This is a genomic window from Pandoraea pulmonicola, from assembly GCF_000815105.2.
GTDB classification, from domain to species: Bacteria; Pseudomonadota; Gammaproteobacteria; order Burkholderiales; family Burkholderiaceae; genus Pandoraea; species Pandoraea pulmonicola.
The window spans coordinates 5,782,083-5,796,824 of the sequence record NZ_CP010310.2; the positions used below are offsets into that span (position 1 = coordinate 5,782,083).

General features: G+C 61.6%; 13 protein-coding genes. All 13 read right to left on the reverse strand.

The genetic code is table 11. The features are described from left to right. Window positions 1–23: 23 nt before the first annotated feature. Complete coding sequence (locus RO07_RS25065; RefSeq protein WP_039406802.1) at window positions 24–554, reverse strand: F0F1 ATP synthase subunit delta; 531 nt, start codon at window positions 552–554, stop codon at window positions 24–26. A gap of 2 nt (window positions 555–556) precedes the next feature. Then, window positions 557–1,027, reverse strand: a complete 471-nt coding sequence (locus RO07_RS25070) for a F0F1 ATP synthase subunit B (protein WP_039406805.1) — start codon at window positions 1,025–1,027, stop codon at window positions 557–559. Window positions 1,028–1,152: 125 nt separating this feature from the next. Further along, window positions 1,153–1,419 carry a F0F1 ATP synthase subunit C gene (atpE, locus tag RO07_RS25075; protein WP_010807762.1) on the reverse strand — a complete coding sequence of 89 codons (267 nt, stop codon included), beginning with the start codon at window positions 1,417–1,419 and terminating at the stop codon, window positions 1,153–1,155. Between the two features lie 83 nt (window positions 1,420–1,502). After that, a complete protein-coding gene (atpB, locus tag RO07_RS25080; protein ID WP_039406808.1) occupies window positions 1,503–2,354 on the reverse strand; it encodes a F0F1 ATP synthase subunit A in 852 nt (283 codons plus the stop codon). Between the two features lie 70 nt (window positions 2,355–2,424). Beyond that, window positions 2,425–2,928, reverse strand: a complete 504-nt coding sequence (locus tag RO07_RS25085) for an ATP synthase subunit I (protein WP_039406811.1) — start codon at window positions 2,926–2,928, stop codon at window positions 2,425–2,427. Between the two features lie 244 nt (window positions 2,929–3,172). Further along, window positions 3,173–4,480 (reverse strand): SLC13 family permease, encoded by a 1,308-nt coding sequence (locus RO07_RS25090; protein WP_237171345.1) that lies wholly within the window; start codon window positions 4,478–4,480, stop codon window positions 3,173–3,175. A 24-nt stretch (window positions 4,481–4,504) separates the two neighbouring features. Continuing rightward, the gene (locus RO07_RS25095; protein WP_039406821.1) at window positions 4,505–5,404 is read right to left on the reverse strand and encodes a ParB/RepB/Spo0J family partition protein; all 900 of its coding nucleotides are present in this window, start codon (window positions 5,402–5,404) and stop codon (window positions 4,505–4,507) included. Between the two features lie 27 nt (window positions 5,405–5,431). Next, window positions 5,432–6,202 (reverse strand): ParA family protein, encoded by a 771-nt coding sequence (locus RO07_RS25100; RefSeq protein WP_039406823.1) that lies wholly within the window; start codon window positions 6,200–6,202, stop codon window positions 5,432–5,434. A gap of 198 nt (window positions 6,203–6,400) precedes the next feature. Continuing rightward, window positions 6,401–6,985: a lipocalin family protein gene (locus RO07_RS25105; RefSeq protein WP_039406825.1), complete on the reverse strand. Its 585-nt coding sequence runs from the start codon at window positions 6,983–6,985 to the stop codon at window positions 6,401–6,403. Continuing rightward, window positions 6,982–7,662, reverse strand: a complete 681-nt coding sequence (rsmG, locus tag RO07_RS25110) for a 16S rRNA (guanine(527)-N(7))-methyltransferase RsmG (RefSeq protein ID WP_039406827.1) — start codon at window positions 7,660–7,662, stop codon at window positions 6,982–6,984. The genes RO07_RS25105 and rsmG overlap by 4 nt, the downstream gene beginning before the upstream one ends. Window positions 7,663–7,674: 12 nt before the next feature. Further along, window positions 7,675–9,639 carry a tRNA uridine-5-carboxymethylaminomethyl(34) synthesis enzyme MnmG gene (gene mnmG, locus RO07_RS25115; RefSeq protein ID WP_039406828.1) on the reverse strand — a complete coding sequence of 655 codons (1,965 nt, stop codon included), beginning with the start codon at window positions 9,637–9,639 and terminating at the stop codon, window positions 7,675–7,677. A gap of 2,549 nt (window positions 9,640–12,188) precedes the next feature. Beyond that, a complete protein-coding gene (locus tag RO07_RS25120; protein WP_039406830.1) occupies window positions 12,189–12,935 on the reverse strand; it encodes an ABC transporter ATP-binding protein in 747 nt (248 codons plus the stop codon). Further along, window positions 12,935–14,731 (reverse strand): branched-chain amino acid ABC transporter ATP-binding protein/permease, encoded by a 1,797-nt coding sequence (locus RO07_RS25125; protein ID WP_052266882.1) that lies wholly within the window; start codon window positions 14,729–14,731, stop codon window positions 12,935–12,937. Before RO07_RS25125 ends, RO07_RS25120 begins: the two co-directional genes overlap by 1 nt. Window positions 14,732–14,742 lie beyond the last annotated feature (11 nt).

Here is a 14,742-nt window from a genome sequence, read left to right on the forward strand (position 1 = left end):
TCGCAGGCGATTCGCGCCGGCCCTCAGGCCGTCAGCGACGTCCGCATGGCCGCCAGGCGGGCGCGCACCGAAGTGTCCAGCACCTCGTCGCCAACCACCACACGCACGCCACCGATAAGCGACGAATCCACCGTCACCGTCGGGTTGAGCTTGCGGCCGAACTTGTGCTCGAGGCCCTTGACCAGCGAGGTCAGTTGCTCACCTTCGAGCGGGAAGGCGCTTTCGATCGTGGCATCTGCCGAACCGGCGGAGGCGTTCTTCAACGCTTCGAACTGCCCGGCGATCTCCGGCATGGCTGCCAGACGACCGTTCTCGACCACGGCGGCGACGAAGTTGCGCACTTCGGCGTCGGTCGATTTCACGGCGGCGGTCAGCACGTCGACGACCTGCGTCGGCGTCACTTTCGGATCGTCGGCCAGATTGGCCACTTCGGGCAGCGCTGCCACTTGCGCCAGTTCGCGCACCAGCTCCGACCAGCGATTCAGGTCACCGGCCTTGGCCACGCGGAACAACGCCTCAGCGTACGGACGAGCGATGGTTGCGAGTTCGGCCATGATCAGAGCTCTGCCTTGAGTTGGTTCAGCAGGTCGGCGTGGGCCTTGGCGTCAACTTCACGCTTCAGGATCTGCTCGGCGCCCTTCACGGCCAGACCGGCAACTTCCTCGCGCAGCGATTCACGGACCTTGACGGCCTGGTTCTCGGCTTCGGCTTTGGCGTTGGCGATGATGCGAGCGGCTTCGGCTTGCGCCTGCGCCTTGATCTCGTCGGCCACGGCCAGTGCACGCTTCTCGGCGTCGGCAATGCGCTTCGCGCCTTCGTCGCGAGCATCCGCGAGCGCTTGCGTGGAGCGCTTGTTGGCGGCTTCGAGTTCAGCCTTGCCCTTGTCGGCAGCGGCCAGTCCGTCAGCGATTTTCTTCGCGCGTTCGTCGATAGCCTTGATCAGCGGCGGCCACACGAACTTCATCGTGAACCATGCCAGGATCAGAAACACGACGGTTTGCGCGAACAGAGTTGCGTTAATGTTCACGGTGTTTCCTTTCGGTGATGCGAGTCGATTGGCAAAACAGCGCGCCCCATTGTGCCTGCTGGCTTGGGCGCGCCGTTCATGTCCAGTTGGCCGCGCGGATCAATGCGCGACCGGCCGAAAGAAACTTAAGCGAGCTTCGACAGCAGCGGGTTCGCGAATGCGAACAGCATGGCAACACCCACGCCGATCAGGAATGCGGCGTCGATCAGGCCAGCCAGCAGGAACATCTTCGTTTGCAGCGGGTTCATCAGTTCCGGCTGACGAGCGCATGCCTCGATGTACTTACCGCCCATCAGCGCGATACCCAGACAGGCGCCGATTGCGCCCAGACCGATGATGATGCCGATACCGATTGCGGTCAGACCCTGGATGTTAGCGATGAAAGCTTGCATGATTACTCCTATTGGTTAGAGACTTGAAACTTTAAATTTGAAAACCGAAAAACCGGGAAACACGTGACATCCGCAACAACCGATCAGTGATGGTCGTGCGCCTGGCCGATATACACCAGCGTGAGCATCATCATGATGAACGCCTGGAGCAACACGATCAGGATGTGGAAAATCGCCCATGCGGTGCCGGCAATGACGTGGCCGACAAAACCCAGCACCGACGCATCTGCGCCAAAGCTCCAGATCCCGCCCAGCAGAGCGATCAGCAGGAACACCAGTTCGCCGGCGTACATATTGCCGAACAGTCGCATACCGAGCGACACGGTCTTGGCACAGAATTCGATGATGTTGAGCAGCAGGTTCGGAATCCACAGCAGGAAGTGGTTGCCGAACGGGGCCGTGAACAGTTCATGCATGAAGCCGCCGGCGCCCTTGATCTTGAAGCTGTAGAACAGCATCAGGATGAGCACGCCGACCGAGATACCGAGCGTGCCGTTCAGGTCGGCCGTCGGAACAATGCGGTGATGGGTGATGATCGACCCCAGGCCGACCCAGCCGATGATCTTCGACGGCAGGTCGACGGGCAGCAGATCCAGCGAGTTCATGAGCGCGACCCAGACGAACACGGTCAGCGCGAGCGGGGCGATGAAGGCACGGTTGCCGTGCACGATGCTCTTCGACTGGTCCTCGACCATCTCGACGAGCATTTCGACGGCTGCCTGGAAGCGGCCCGGCACGCCCGAGGTTGCCTTGCGGGCGGCCAACCACAGCAGGAAACAACCCACAACGCCCATCGTGATCGACCAGAACATCGTGTCCCAGTTGATGATCGAGAAATCGACGATCTTGGTCTGTGTCGAGCTCGCGAGGTTTTGCAGGTGGTGCGAAATGTACTCCGACGGGTTCGGAGCGTGGCTTCCGGCTTCTACTGACATAGCGATCAAACACCCAATTATGAAAATCCGCACACGGTAGCGTGTCGACGCGTGAGCGGTTTTTCCACCGCTACCTCAGTGCCATCGCAAGCCAATAGGCCTTGAGCGTAAGCACGAAGGTGACCAGCAACGCTACCCAGTGGACTCCGGGGTAACCGAACGCTACAGCCACCAACAACGCAATCGTCGTCGCTACCTTGACCGCTTCTCCCATCACCAGCGAACCGACGGAGAGGCGATCACCTGACATTCTCAGCCGCAGCGCAAACAGTGCGCCCGGCAACCAACCGATCATTCCGCCCAGCCAAGCGGACACCGCCGCGTCTCGTGGCGATGTCGAGAGTAGCCACCAGGCCAGTGTCGCAACCAGCGACAGCAGTACCTGGGCACCCACCACCCTGAATGGAGTCACACGGGATGCGCGCCCCACATCGGGACCGAACAGGCGCTCGGCCTGCGCACGCGTGAGCGGAACGATTGTTTCTTGCTCCTGCTCGTCGTCCCAAGCCTCTGATGTTGCACGTGCCGGCGCTTGCGGTTTCGGTTCCAAGTTCGACCGTTGTTCGTCGGTCATCTCGTTGCCTCCCCGCCCGACTCGTGCAAAACGAATGGGCTCTTCAAGCAGATAAATCCGCGAGATTTTACGGGACATTACGAATGGCAGTCAATCGAAACGCGCAACAAATTCGCCGAACTTGTGCAGTGCATGCGCCGATTTGGCGCCAACTCTCACGGACCGCCGTTTTCCTCATGGTGCGGCGCGGGATTGCCCGCGAACACTGCGCAATCCGTGCAGCTAGCCGTCGTTCGGCGCGTGATCACACCCATTTCAGTGCAACGTAGCCAAGCAGAAATGCCATCAGGAAAAATGGGACGGACACCCAGTGGAAGTGCCACCAGATCTGACGAGATTTCGCCATGCGCAATGCAATCAGATTGGCGAGCGAGCCGACGGCCAGACCGAAGCCCCCCACCGCTACGCCATGCGCCAGCGCCGGCCAGTTCCGGCTGTACTCGGCGAGCAGGATCGCCGCGGGAACGTTGCTGATGACTTGCGAGAGCAGCGCCGCACCGGCATATGCCGCGGCGTTGCCCGAAAAATCCACCTGTCCAAGCGTGGCGCGGACCTCGGACAGCTCAGCGACACCGCGCAGCACGACGAACATCAGCACGAAAATCGCCAACAGCAGCCAGTCGATGCCCAGCACGGCATTGCGGCGCGCGAACAACAGCACCGCAGCCACGCCGGCACACGCCCACGCCGCGTGACCGTGGTCGGCGAGGCCCACGAAACCTACGAACAACGCGAGCGCGGTCCACAGCAACGGCCAGCGCACGTCGTGCGACGGACCGCGCCGTTGGAAATGCAATGCGCGCGAATCGAAGGCGGCGGCACACATCGCGAGCAATACCGCCATGAGCGCGAACGTGATCGGCGCCATCATCGCGATGTACGCACCGAAGCCCATGCCGCTGTGCTGCCAGAGGAAGAGGTTCTGCGGATTGCCGAGCGGCGTGAGGCTGGAGCCCGCGTTCACGGCGAGCGCGAGGAAGATGATCAGACGTTCGATCCGCACGGGTGCGATGCGCGCGAGCGACTGGGCCAGCGGGACCACGGCGAAGAGGGCCACGTCATTGGTGAGCAGCGTCGAGAGCGCAGCGGCGAACATCACCATCAACAGGGCGAGACGGCGTTCCGTGCGAAACGCTCGCAACAACCGTTGTGCGAGCCAATCGAGGAAACCGCTCTGATCGATCGCGCGGGTGAGCATCAGCAAACCGGCCAGCGTGAGGATCGTGTGCAGATCGATTCGGCGCCACAGCTCGCCGGCACTTGCAGGCCGCGCAAACTGCAGCACCGCGAAAGCGACGAGCAGGATGACGAGCACACGATCCGCGCGTACGCGCTCGTAAGTTGCGCGCAGCGCAGAAGCGAGGCGCGACGTGCGCGATGGATGCGACTTGCGGAAGGACTGCTGGGTGGACGAGGTGCGCGAGGCGGGTGATTCGCCCGACGCGCCGGCTTCGCTCACGGCGCTCGCCGGATCGGCTGAATTACGCACATCGGCGTCGCCGGAGGCCTGCGGCGTTGCGCCGCTTGCCGGCTCTCCGGTGGGCTCGGTCATGACTGGATATTCAGGAGGCCAAAATTATTCGGGGCGAATGCGCGCGAGGATGCCGTCGAGTGCGTCGAGGCTGCCGAATTCGATCGTGAGCTGCCCTGCTCCCTTGCGGCCGACCTTGATCTTGACGTTCGATGCGAGCAGATCCGAGAGTTCTTCCTCGAGGCGTGTCACGTCACGGCCGCCCTCTTGCGCCGAACGGCGGCGAATCCCATCGCCCTGCGGTTTGAGCGACGCATTCACGATACGCTCCGTATCGCGCACCGACAGACGCTTGTTCACCACCTGATTGGCAAGCGTGATTTGCGTGGCGGCGTCGACGGCGAGCAGCGCGCGTGCATGCCCCATGTCGAGATCGCCCGCGAGCAGCATCGTCTGCACCGGTTGCGCCAGATTGAGCAGACGCAGCAAGTTCGACACGGCGCTGCGCGAGCGGCCGAGCGATTCCGCGGCTTGCTCGTGCGTATAGTTGAATTCGCCGAGCAGGCGCTGAATGCCTTGCGCCTCTTCGAGCGGATTCAGATCTTCACGCTGAATATTCTCGATGAGCGCCATTGCGGCGGCGGCTTCGTCGGGCACGTCGCGCACGAGCACGGGGACTTCGGCGAGTCCGGCGATGCGTGCGGCACGGAAGCGTCGCTCGCCCGCAATAATTTCGTACTTCTCACCATCGACACGCCGCACCAGAATCGGCTGCATCAGACCTTGCGCACGAATACTCGCGGCGAGCTCCTGCAATGCGCCTTCGTCCATGCGCGTACGCGGCTGATACTTGCCCGCCTGGAGGCGCTCGAGCGCCATCACCGCGGGTGCGCCGTCGGCATTGGCCTCGGTCGCGCCGTTGTGGTTGTCGGCGTGTGCGCCGAGCAGCGCTTCGAGGCCGCGGCCCAGGCCCTTCTTTTTCAATGCGTTGGTCTTGGTCGCCATGACAATGCGTTCCTGCGCGAATGCGCCTTACATAGTTTGAATGCGCGCGATCATTTCCGCGCCGAACTGCAGATACGCCTTCGCGCCGCGCGAGGCGGGATCGAAGACGACACCCGGCATACCGTAGCTCGGCGCTTCGGCAAGCCGCACGTTGCGCGGAATGATGGCGTTGAATACCTTGTCGCCGAAGTGCTCCTTGAGCTGGTCCGAGACTTGTTGCTGCAGCGTGATGCGCGGATCGAACATCACGCGCAGCAAACCGATCACCTTCAGGTCGCGATTGAGGTTCGCGTGCACCTGCTTGATCGTGTTGACGAGATCCGACAATCCTTCGAGTGCGAAATATTCGCACTGCATCGGAATGATCACGCCGTGCGCGGCGCACAGGCCGTTGAGCGTGAGCAGCGAAAGCGTGGGTGGGCAGTCGATCAGCACGAAGTCGTACGCGTCGTCCACCTTGGCGAGCGCCTGCTTGAGACGCGTGTCGCGGTTCTCGAGCGAGACGAGTTCCACGTCGGCGCCGGCCAGTTCGCGGTTGGCGGGCAACACGTCGTAGCTGCCCGTCTCCGAGCGCTGGCAGCTCGTCGCGACATCGGCGCCATCAACCAGCACTTCGTACACGCTCGACTCGAGCGCGGCCTTGTCGATGCCGCTGCCCATCGTTGCATTGCCCTGCGGGTCCAGGTCGACCAACAGGACACGCTGCCCGTGCGACGCCAGTCCGGCGGCGAGGTTCACCGTGGTGGTCGTCTTGCCGACGCCGCCCTTCTGATTGGCCACGCAGAAAATTTTCGCCATGCCGATGTAGTCCTCCGAATGCTGCCGTGTTGAAGCGATTGATGCAGATGATGCCGGGATGAAGCGGTATTGCGCAGGCGACGCCGCCGAAGAATGACCGGCCGGAACCCTGCCCCACCGGCCACATCCTGCCAGTTCGATTATCTGAGCAAAGCTCAGTTATTACCCGACTTGCCGGTGAAACAGGCCGGCGCGAGCTCAGGGTACGCTGGCCTTTTGCGGCGTCAACACCAGCTTGTCGGTGTCGTAGCCTTGCTTGCGCAATTGAGCTCGCATTTGATTCAGCGCGTTCTCGTCCATGGTCGGCGTACGCGAGAGGATCCAGAGATACTCGCGACCGGGCTCTCCGACGGCGGCATGCTGGTAGTCGCCGTCGAGCACGATAACCCAGTAGTTCGCCCAAAGCCAGGGAATCCAGCGCAACCAGTCCGGCGCGAACGTCACCTTGAAGCGTGCGGTGCCGGTGCCCTGCCCGTCGGTGCGGGCAAGGCCGCCGTCGCTCACCCAGGTGCCGTCTTCCTTGCGGCACTTGTTCGTGACGGCGATCTTGCCGTCCGACAGCGCCACATACTCGGCCGTGACATCCGAGACACATTTTCGCTCGAAGAAATTCGGATAGCGTGCTATTTCGTACCAGGTGCCGACATAGCGTTCCTTGTCGATCTTCTGGACGGGGCGAACGCGCGTCGTAAGCGATTCCTGACCCGACTGCGCCCAGGCCACTGCCGCCACCACCGAGAGACCGAGCATGGCGGCCCCTACCCAGCGGGTCACCTTGTTCATGCCTTCACCTTCACGCGGAGCAGATGACGCTCGGCGTCGAGAAACGGAACGTCCAGCGCCAGGCGCTCGAGCAGTTCATAGCCCGGAGGAAGCGCGAGTTCGTTCTCCGCAGCCACCCCCTTCATCGCCCAGAAGCTGCCCCCCGGTGCGAGCAGCTTGCTGCCCAGCGTGACAAAATCGTTCAGTTCGGCGAAGGCGCGCGAGACGATCGCATCGAACGCCGCCGGCACTTCCTTGCCGACGACCAGCGACTCCACTCGCCCAGTCACCACGGTGAGGTTGGTCAGCTTGAACGTGGCACGCGCCTGTGTCAGAAACGCGGTCTTCTTGTGGACGATGTCGTTGACAGTCACCTGCCAGTCGGGACGCACAATGGCGAGCACCACGCCGGGCAAGCCGCCCCCCGAGCCCACATCGAGGACACGCGAAATCGGTTCGCGATCCAGACGCGGCAGGATCGAAAGCGAATCGAGAAGATGCTTGACGACCATCTGCCGCGGATCGCGGATCGAAGTCATCTGCAACGACGCGTTCCATTTGGCCAGCAGCACCTGGTAGTCGAGCAGACGCGCTTGTTGTTCGTCGCCGATGGTCAGGCCGAGTTGCCGAATACCATCGGCCAATAGCACGGCCAGCTCGTTGCCGCCATTTGCGGCATTGCCTCGCGAAGCAGTCATGAGATCTCCGCGTCAGGCTGCGTGCTGGTCGCCGGCATCGCCGGCGTCAGTCGTTTCCCCTGACGCGCGACGTCGTCCGAGTCCCTTCTTGAGATGGATCATCAGCAACGAGATGGCAGCGGGCGTCACACCAGAGATGCGGGATGCCTGGCCAAGCGTCTCGGGACGCTGCGCATTGAGTTTCTGACGCACTTCGATCGACAGCCCCCTGACATCGTTGTAATCGATGCTGGTAGGCAACACCGTGTTCTCGTTGGCTTCCTTGCGGGAAATTTCGTCGGCCTGACGGTCGATATAACCTTGATACTTGACCGCGATCTCGATCTGCTCGCGAATCTGAATGGCCTGCAGCGGATCATCCGACAGCACGCCTTCGGGAGCAAGTCGCCCGCCCTGCACTGCCATGAGCGCGTCGTACCCGACTTCGGGGCGACGCAACAAATCCGCCAACGAGTACTCGTGATCGATCGCCTTGCCCAGCAGCGGCACCGCGTCCTCCGCCGGGAAGGTTTTCGGATTCACCCACGTCGATTTGAGACGTTCTGTTTCACGTGAAACAACGTCGCGTTTGCGGCAAAACGCGTCCCAACGAATGTCGTCCACGACACCGAGTTCGCGACCGATTTCGGTCAGACGCATATCGGCATTGTCCTCGCGAAGCGACAGACGGTATTCGGCGCGGCTGGTGAACATGCGATACGGTTCGGACACACCACGAGTGATCAGATCATCGACGAGCACACCGAGATAGGCTTGATCACGGCGCGGGCACCATGCCTCGCGACCTTGCACTTGCAGTGCGGCGTTGATTCCGGCCAACAGCCCTTGGGCGGCGGCTTCTTCGTAGCCGGTCGTGCCATTGATCTGGCCGGCGAAGAAGAGTCCCGAGATGACGCGGGTTTCGAGCGAACTGCGCAGACCGCGCGGATCGAAGTAGTCGTATTCGATGGCGTAGCCCGGGCGCAGGATATAGGCGTTCTCCATGCCCCTCATCGAGCGGACCAGTTCAAGCTGGACGTCGAAAGGCAGGCTGGTGGAGATTCCGTTCGGGTAGAACTCGTTGGTTGTGAGCCCTTCCGGTTCGAGGTAGATCTGATGCGACGTCTTGTCGGCGAAGCGATGAATCTTGTCCTCGATCGACGGGCAATAGCGCGGACCGACGCCCTCGATCACGCCGGTGTACATCGGCGAGCGGTCGAGGCCGGCGCGGATGATATCGTGGGTACGCTCGTTGGTGTGCGTCACCCAGCACGGCACTTGGCGGGGATGCTGCTCAGGCCGGCCGAGGAACGAGAAAACGGGCACCGGATCGAGGTCCCCGGGCTGCTCTTCCAGCACGGAGAAGTCGATGGAGCGACCATCGATACGCGGTGGTGTACCGGTTTTCAAGCGACCTTGCGGCAACTTCAACTCTTTGAGGCGCGCGGACAGGCTGACGGCAGCGGGGTCCCCCGCACGGCCACCGACATAGTTATTGAGGCCAACGTGGATCTTGCCGTCGAGGAACGTTCCAGCGGTCAGCACGACGGCACGTGCGCGGAAGCGCAGGCCTACTTGAGTGACGGCACCGACGACGCGCTCCCCTTCGACGATCAGATCTTCGACGGCTTGCTGGAAGAGCCAGAGATTCGGCTGATTCTCGAGGCGATGACGAATCGCCTGTTTATACAGAATACGGTCGGCCTGGGCGCGGGTGGCGCGGACGGCCGGGCCTTTGGACGAATTCAGGATACGAAACTGGATGCCGCCCTCGTCGGTGGCAGCGGCCATCGCGCCACCCAGCGCGTCCACCTCTTTCACGAGATGGCCTTTGCCGATCCCGCCGATGGAGGGATTGCAGCTCATCTGGCCGAGCGTCTCGATGTTATGGGTAAGCAGGAGGGTTTTACAGCCCATACGGGCCGAGGCGAGCGCAGCCTCGGTGCCGGCATGGCCACCACCCACTACGATCACATCGAACTCGGTCGGATAAAGCATCGCAATTTTGCCGCGCGCGGCAAACTCTCTGGATTCGGTAATTGCGGAATTATAGCGGTATTGCGATGCATCATTTGTAACCGCTCGAATGTTTCACGTGGAACGTGGTGGGATTCCGTGATTTTAGTGATGTGTTGATGGGATGAGGGCGGTGTTGCGTCTCAGGTGGGTTTGAAGACCTTCGGTACAATAGCGCCTGCACCCTCTCCCGCTTCCGGGCCGCAGAGATTACCGGCACCCTGGCTAGGCTCCACCTGAAAGTCGCTACGCCAGGGCACCGGCAATCTCTGCCAAGCAAATGTCCGAAATGGTGGAGGAGAAGCGGCGCTCTGTTTCACGTGAAACCGGGTGACTTCGCTTGGCGTGGAGGTACTTTCAATCGTTGACAACCACGTCCCGCTATCCCGCTCTCGCTCTTCTTGCACCTCCGGGCAGCGGAGATCGACCATGCCCCGCCTAGGCTCCACCTGAAAGTCGCTACGGCAGGGCACGGCCGATCTCCGCCAAGCGAGCTTCCGAACGCCGGTATATCTAACTCACCACGATGTTTCACGTGGAACGTCGCACATTTCGAGATGGATTCAGTAAGCCTGGCCTGCGACGAGAAATTCAGTACCAAATACTCCGCCGGACGATGATCGCAAACAACATTACTGTTACACCGGCCCACCGCATAACTTCAAATACCTTTCACGCCAGATCGCAAACTTTGTCCATGTGCACCGCCGCACACGCTGTTACCCCCGAACTACATACGAAGGAAACTCGGCTGCCTTTCTCAAAGCCCCGGATTCCAAGCTCATCCCCGACCCAATCTTGTGCGAGTTTCGTCAGGTCCGGATACTACAAAGCAACTCCGGCCCAGCCAAGCCCTGACCGGCAAAGAATCCCCATCCGCCAACACGCTCCCCTTCCTTAACCTGACGCCCCACGCAAAACTCTCAGGTGAGTCGGCGGGGAAACCAATCTTTCTACTCGTTGTAGCCGAGGTTCCAGTTTCGAAAGTCCACAAGACTATTCGACGTGAAATCACCAAACAAGCACCGCAGCCCTTCGGGAATTCGACGGCGGAGACCGGCGGTGCCCTGACGGAGTGACTTTCAGGTGGAGCGCAGTCAGGGTGCCGCCGGGCTCCGCTGCCCGGATGCTTGCTAGCACCTCAAGCCAATGTAGCGGGATGTGGTGGAGAAAACCCATCCTCAGCGTTCCACGTGAAACCACCCAACAAGCGCCGCAGCCCCTTCGGGCGTTCGACGGCGGAGACCGGTGGTGCCCTGACGGAGTGACTTTCAGGTGGAACGCAGTCAGGGTGCCGCCGGGCTCCGCTGCCCGGATGCTTGCTAGCACCTCAAGCCAATGTAGCGGGATGTGGTGGAGAAAACCCATCCTCAGCGTTCCACGTGAAACCACCCAACAAGCGCCGCAGCCCCTTCGGGCATTCGACGGCGGAGACCGGTGGTGCCCTGACGGAGTGACTTTCAGGTGGAACGCAGTCAGGGTGCCGCCGGGCTCCGCTGCCCGGATGCTTGCCAGCACCACAAGCCAATGTAGCGGGATGTGGTGGAGAAAACCCGTCCTCAACGTTCCACGTGAAACCCCCAAACAAGCGCCGCAGCCGTTTCGGGCATTCGACGACGGAGACCGGCGGTGCCCTGACGGAGTGACTTTCAGGTGGAACGCAGTCAGGGTGCCGCCGAGCTCCGCTGCCCGGATGCTTGCCAGCACCACAAGCCAATGTAGCGGGATGTGGTGGAGAAAACCCGTCCTCAACGTTCCACGTGAAACCCCCAAACAAGCGCCGCAGCCGTTTCGGGCATTCGACGGCGGAGACCGGCGGTGCCCTGACGGAGTGACTTTCAGGTGGAACGCAGTCAGGGTGCCGCCGGGCTCCGCTGCCCGGATGCTTGCCAGCACCACAAGCCAATGTAGCGGGATGTGGTGGAGAAAACCCATCCTCAACGTTCCACGTGAAACCCCCAAACAAGCGCCGCAGCCGTTTCGGGCATTCGACAGCGGAGCCCGGGCATCTGCAAATGCAGAAAAGCTATTGCACCGATAGGTTTAGACAACAACCCAAAAAACCGATCACCGCCAAGAAACGTCAACGCGAACGAAAACCAACATCAAAACGCCAAAGCCTTCCAGCAACGAGCACGTTCGCGCATGCGGAAAAAATCGAGAATCCGTTCGTGTTATCCACACCCCAGACAGAGGAAGCAAATCCCGTCGGAGAATTTGCTTTTCTGTGGATAACCCAAATCCCAGTTTCGTCGAGATTCCTGAAAAAATCCTGTAACCCCTTATTGCGGCAGTGCGCAATGGATTTAAATTACTCACAACTATCCACAAGCAACTGTGAATAAGTGACATTGCTCTCCCCGACGTCCTCGCAAAGACTGAGATGACGAAAATAGGGACGGAACGGAATTTGAGAACGCTCGTTCACCATGTCGGGACGAAAAAAAGCCCGCCGGGATTGGCGGGCTTTCAGAGATTTCCGGATACCTCCGGGGACAGCGAGAGAACCGACGAGACGGCCCTCGGAAAGCTTATGCAGCCTTCTTCGCCAGCCCCAGGTATGTCTCGATGACCTTCGGGTTGCTGGCCAACTCCTGTGCCGGACCTTCCAGCGCGAGCTCGCCCGTCTCAATCACGTAGCCGTAATCGGCCACCTGCAACGCCGCACGGGCATTCTGCTCGATCAGCAGCGTTGCCACCCCCGTCTTACGCAAGTCGTTGATGATATGGAAGATTTCCTTCACGATCAGCGGTGCGAGGCCGAGACTCGGTTCGTCGAGCATCAACAACTGCGGCTTGGCCATCAACGCACGGCCCACCGCCAGCATCTGACGCTCACCGCCCGAAAGTGTACCTGCCTGCTGCGTGCGACGCTCCTTGAGCCGCGGAAACAGCTCGTAGACCACTTCCATCTGGTCCAGGAAATTCTTCTCCCCGGCTCGCTTGCGACGGTACGCACCCAGCAACAGGTTGTCCTCAACCGTCATCGTCGAGAACAACTCGCGCTTCTCCGGCACCAGACACATACCGCGCGCCACGCGCGCTTCGATCGTCAGCGCCGACATCTCGTGACCGAGATACGCCACGCTTCCCTTGCTCGAACCGTTGTGCGGCAACGCCCCCATGATCGCGTTGAGCATGCTCGACTTGCCCGCCCCGTTCGGACCAATCACCGTGACGATCTGGCCCGCTTCCACACGCAGATGTGCACCGTGCAGCGCCTCGACTTTGCCGTACGCGACGGCGAGGTCCTTGACCTCCAGAATTGCGTCCGCCATCACTCCACTCCTCCAAGGTACGCCTCGAGCACCGCCGGGTTCTTCTGCACGTCTTCCGGCATCCCCTCAGCAATCTTGGTGCCGAACTCCATCACCACCAGGTGATCGGTCAGATTCATCACGAAATCCATGTCGTGCTCGACCAGCAGCACGCTCATGCCCTCGTCCTTCAGCTTCCTGAGCAAATCGCCCAGCGCCTGCTTCTCCTTGTAACGCAGGCCCGCAGCCGGTTCGTCGAGCAGCAGCAGCGTCGGATCGCAGGCCAACGCCCGGGCGATTTCCAGAATACGCTGCTGCCCCAACGCCAGGCTGCCCGCTTCGTCGTACATGTGCGCGCCCAGCCCCACACGCTCGATCTGCTTGGCCGCCTCGTGCAACAGCATCGCCTCTTCACGACGATCGAGCCGCAGCACGCTCGACCACACACCACCCTGCGGACGACGACGCAGCCCATTCCCGTCGCGCAGATACGCGCCGATCGCCACGTTCTCCAGCACGCTCATGTGCGGCATCAGACGCACGTGCTGGAAAGTCCGACCAATACCGCGCTTGACGATCTCGCGCGACGGCAGACGCTCGATGCGCTCGCCGAGGAACGAAATCTCGCCGCGCGTCGCCTGCAGCACACCCGTCACCAGGTTGAATGTCGTCGACTTACCCGCACCGTTCGGCCCGATCAGGCCGACGATCTCGCCCGCCTTCACTTCGAACGACACGTCGTTTACCGCGACCAGACCACCGAACTCCTTGCGCGCCTTCTCCAGCTTGAGCACCACTTCGCCCACGGCCGGCTTGGCGCGATGCCCCAGCGCATCAGCCTGCTCAGGCGCCTTCGCCACGCGCCGCGCCGGGAAGATCTTGCCGAAGAACGGCCACACACCATCGCGCGCATACTGCAGCAGCAACACCAGCAAGACGCCGAAGACGATCGTCTCGAAGTTGCCGTTCGCACCCAGCAGCACCGGCAGAATGTTCTGCAGGTAGTCCTTGAGCACCGTGAGGATCGCCGCGCCCAGCACCGCACCCCAGACGTGCGAGACGCCACCGACCACGGCCATGAACAGATATTCGATGCCGTGATTCAGGTTGAACGGCGTGGGGTTCACAGCACGCTGCAGGTGCGCGTACAGCCAGCCCGAAATCGCCGCGAGCACCGCCGCATAGACGAACACCACGACCTTCATCCACGCCGTGTTCACGCCCATCGCCTCGGCCATCACGCCACCGCCCTTGAGGGCGCGAATCGCTCGGCCCGGACGCGAGTCGAGCAGGTTCTTGACCGACACCACCGCCAGCACCACCACGATCCAGATCAAATAGAACATCTGACGCCCGCTCACCAACTCGAGCCCGAACAGGTTGATGGTCGGAATGTCGTTCAGGCCGTCGTACTTGCCCAGGAACTCCAGGTTGCCGAACAGGTAGTACAGCGACAAACCCCAGGCGATCGTGCCCAACGGCAGGAAGTGGCCGGACAGACGCATGGTGATCGCGCCGATGACCAGCGCCGCGGCCGCCGTAATGGCGATACCGACAATCAGGCCGAGCCACGGCGACGCGCCATAGGCGGTCGTGAGGTACGCCGTCGCATACGCGCCCAGACCGACGAAGGCGGCCTGGCCGAACGACGTCATCCCGGCCACGCCGGTGAGCAACACCAGGCCGATCGCGACAATGCTGTACAGGCCGATGTAGTTGAGCAGCGTCACCCAGTATTCAGGCAGACGCACCGGTGCCGGCAGGACCGGCAACACGGCCAGCAGCACCAAAAAAATCAGGAAGTATTTGTTTTTCATTCTGTGGTCCG

Excerpts from the sequence above, each read along its gene's own strand:
- RO07_RS25065 (WP_039406802.1), bottom strand. The coding sequence starts at position 554 with ATGGCCGAACTCGCAACCATCGCTCGTCCGTACGCTGAGGCGTTGTTC.
- atpE (WP_010807762.1), bottom strand. The coding sequence starts at position 1,419 with ATGCAAGCTTTCATCGCTAACATCCAGGGTCTGACCGCAATCGGTATC.
- atpB (WP_039406808.1), bottom strand. The coding sequence starts at position 2,354 with ATGTCAGTAGAAGCCGGAAGCCACGCTCCGAACCCGTCGGAGTACATT.
- RO07_RS25085 (WP_039406811.1), bottom strand. The coding sequence starts at position 2,928 with ATGACCGACGAACAACGGTCGAACTTGGAACCGAAACCGCAAGCGCCG.
- RO07_RS25090 (WP_237171345.1), bottom strand. The coding sequence starts at position 4,480 with ATGACCGAGCCCACCGGAGAGCCGGCAAGCGGCGCAACGCCGCAGGCC.
- RO07_RS25095 (WP_039406821.1), bottom strand. The coding sequence starts at position 5,404 with ATGGCGACCAAGACCAACGCATTGAAAAAGAAGGGCCTGGGCCGCGGC.
- RO07_RS25100 (WP_039406823.1), bottom strand. The coding sequence starts at position 6,202 with ATGGCGAAAATTTTCTGCGTGGCCAATCAGAAGGGCGGCGTCGGCAAG.
- RO07_RS25105 (WP_039406825.1), bottom strand. The coding sequence starts at position 6,985 with ATGAACAAGGTGACCCGCTGGGTAGGGGCCGCCATGCTCGGTCTCTCG.
- rsmG (WP_039406827.1), bottom strand. The coding sequence starts at position 7,662 with ATGACTGCTTCGCGAGGCAATGCCGCAAATGGCGGCAACGAGCTGGCC.
- mnmG (WP_039406828.1), bottom strand. The coding sequence starts at position 9,639 with ATGCTTTATCCGACCGAGTTCGATGTGATCGTAGTGGGTGGTGGCCAT.
- RO07_RS25120 (WP_039406830.1), bottom strand. The coding sequence starts at position 12,935 with ATGGCGGACGCAATTCTGGAGGTCAAGGACCTCGCCGTCGCGTACGGC.
- RO07_RS25125 (WP_052266882.1), bottom strand. The coding sequence starts at position 14,731 with ATGAAAAACAAATACTTCCTGATTTTTTTGGTGCTGCTGGCCGTGTTG.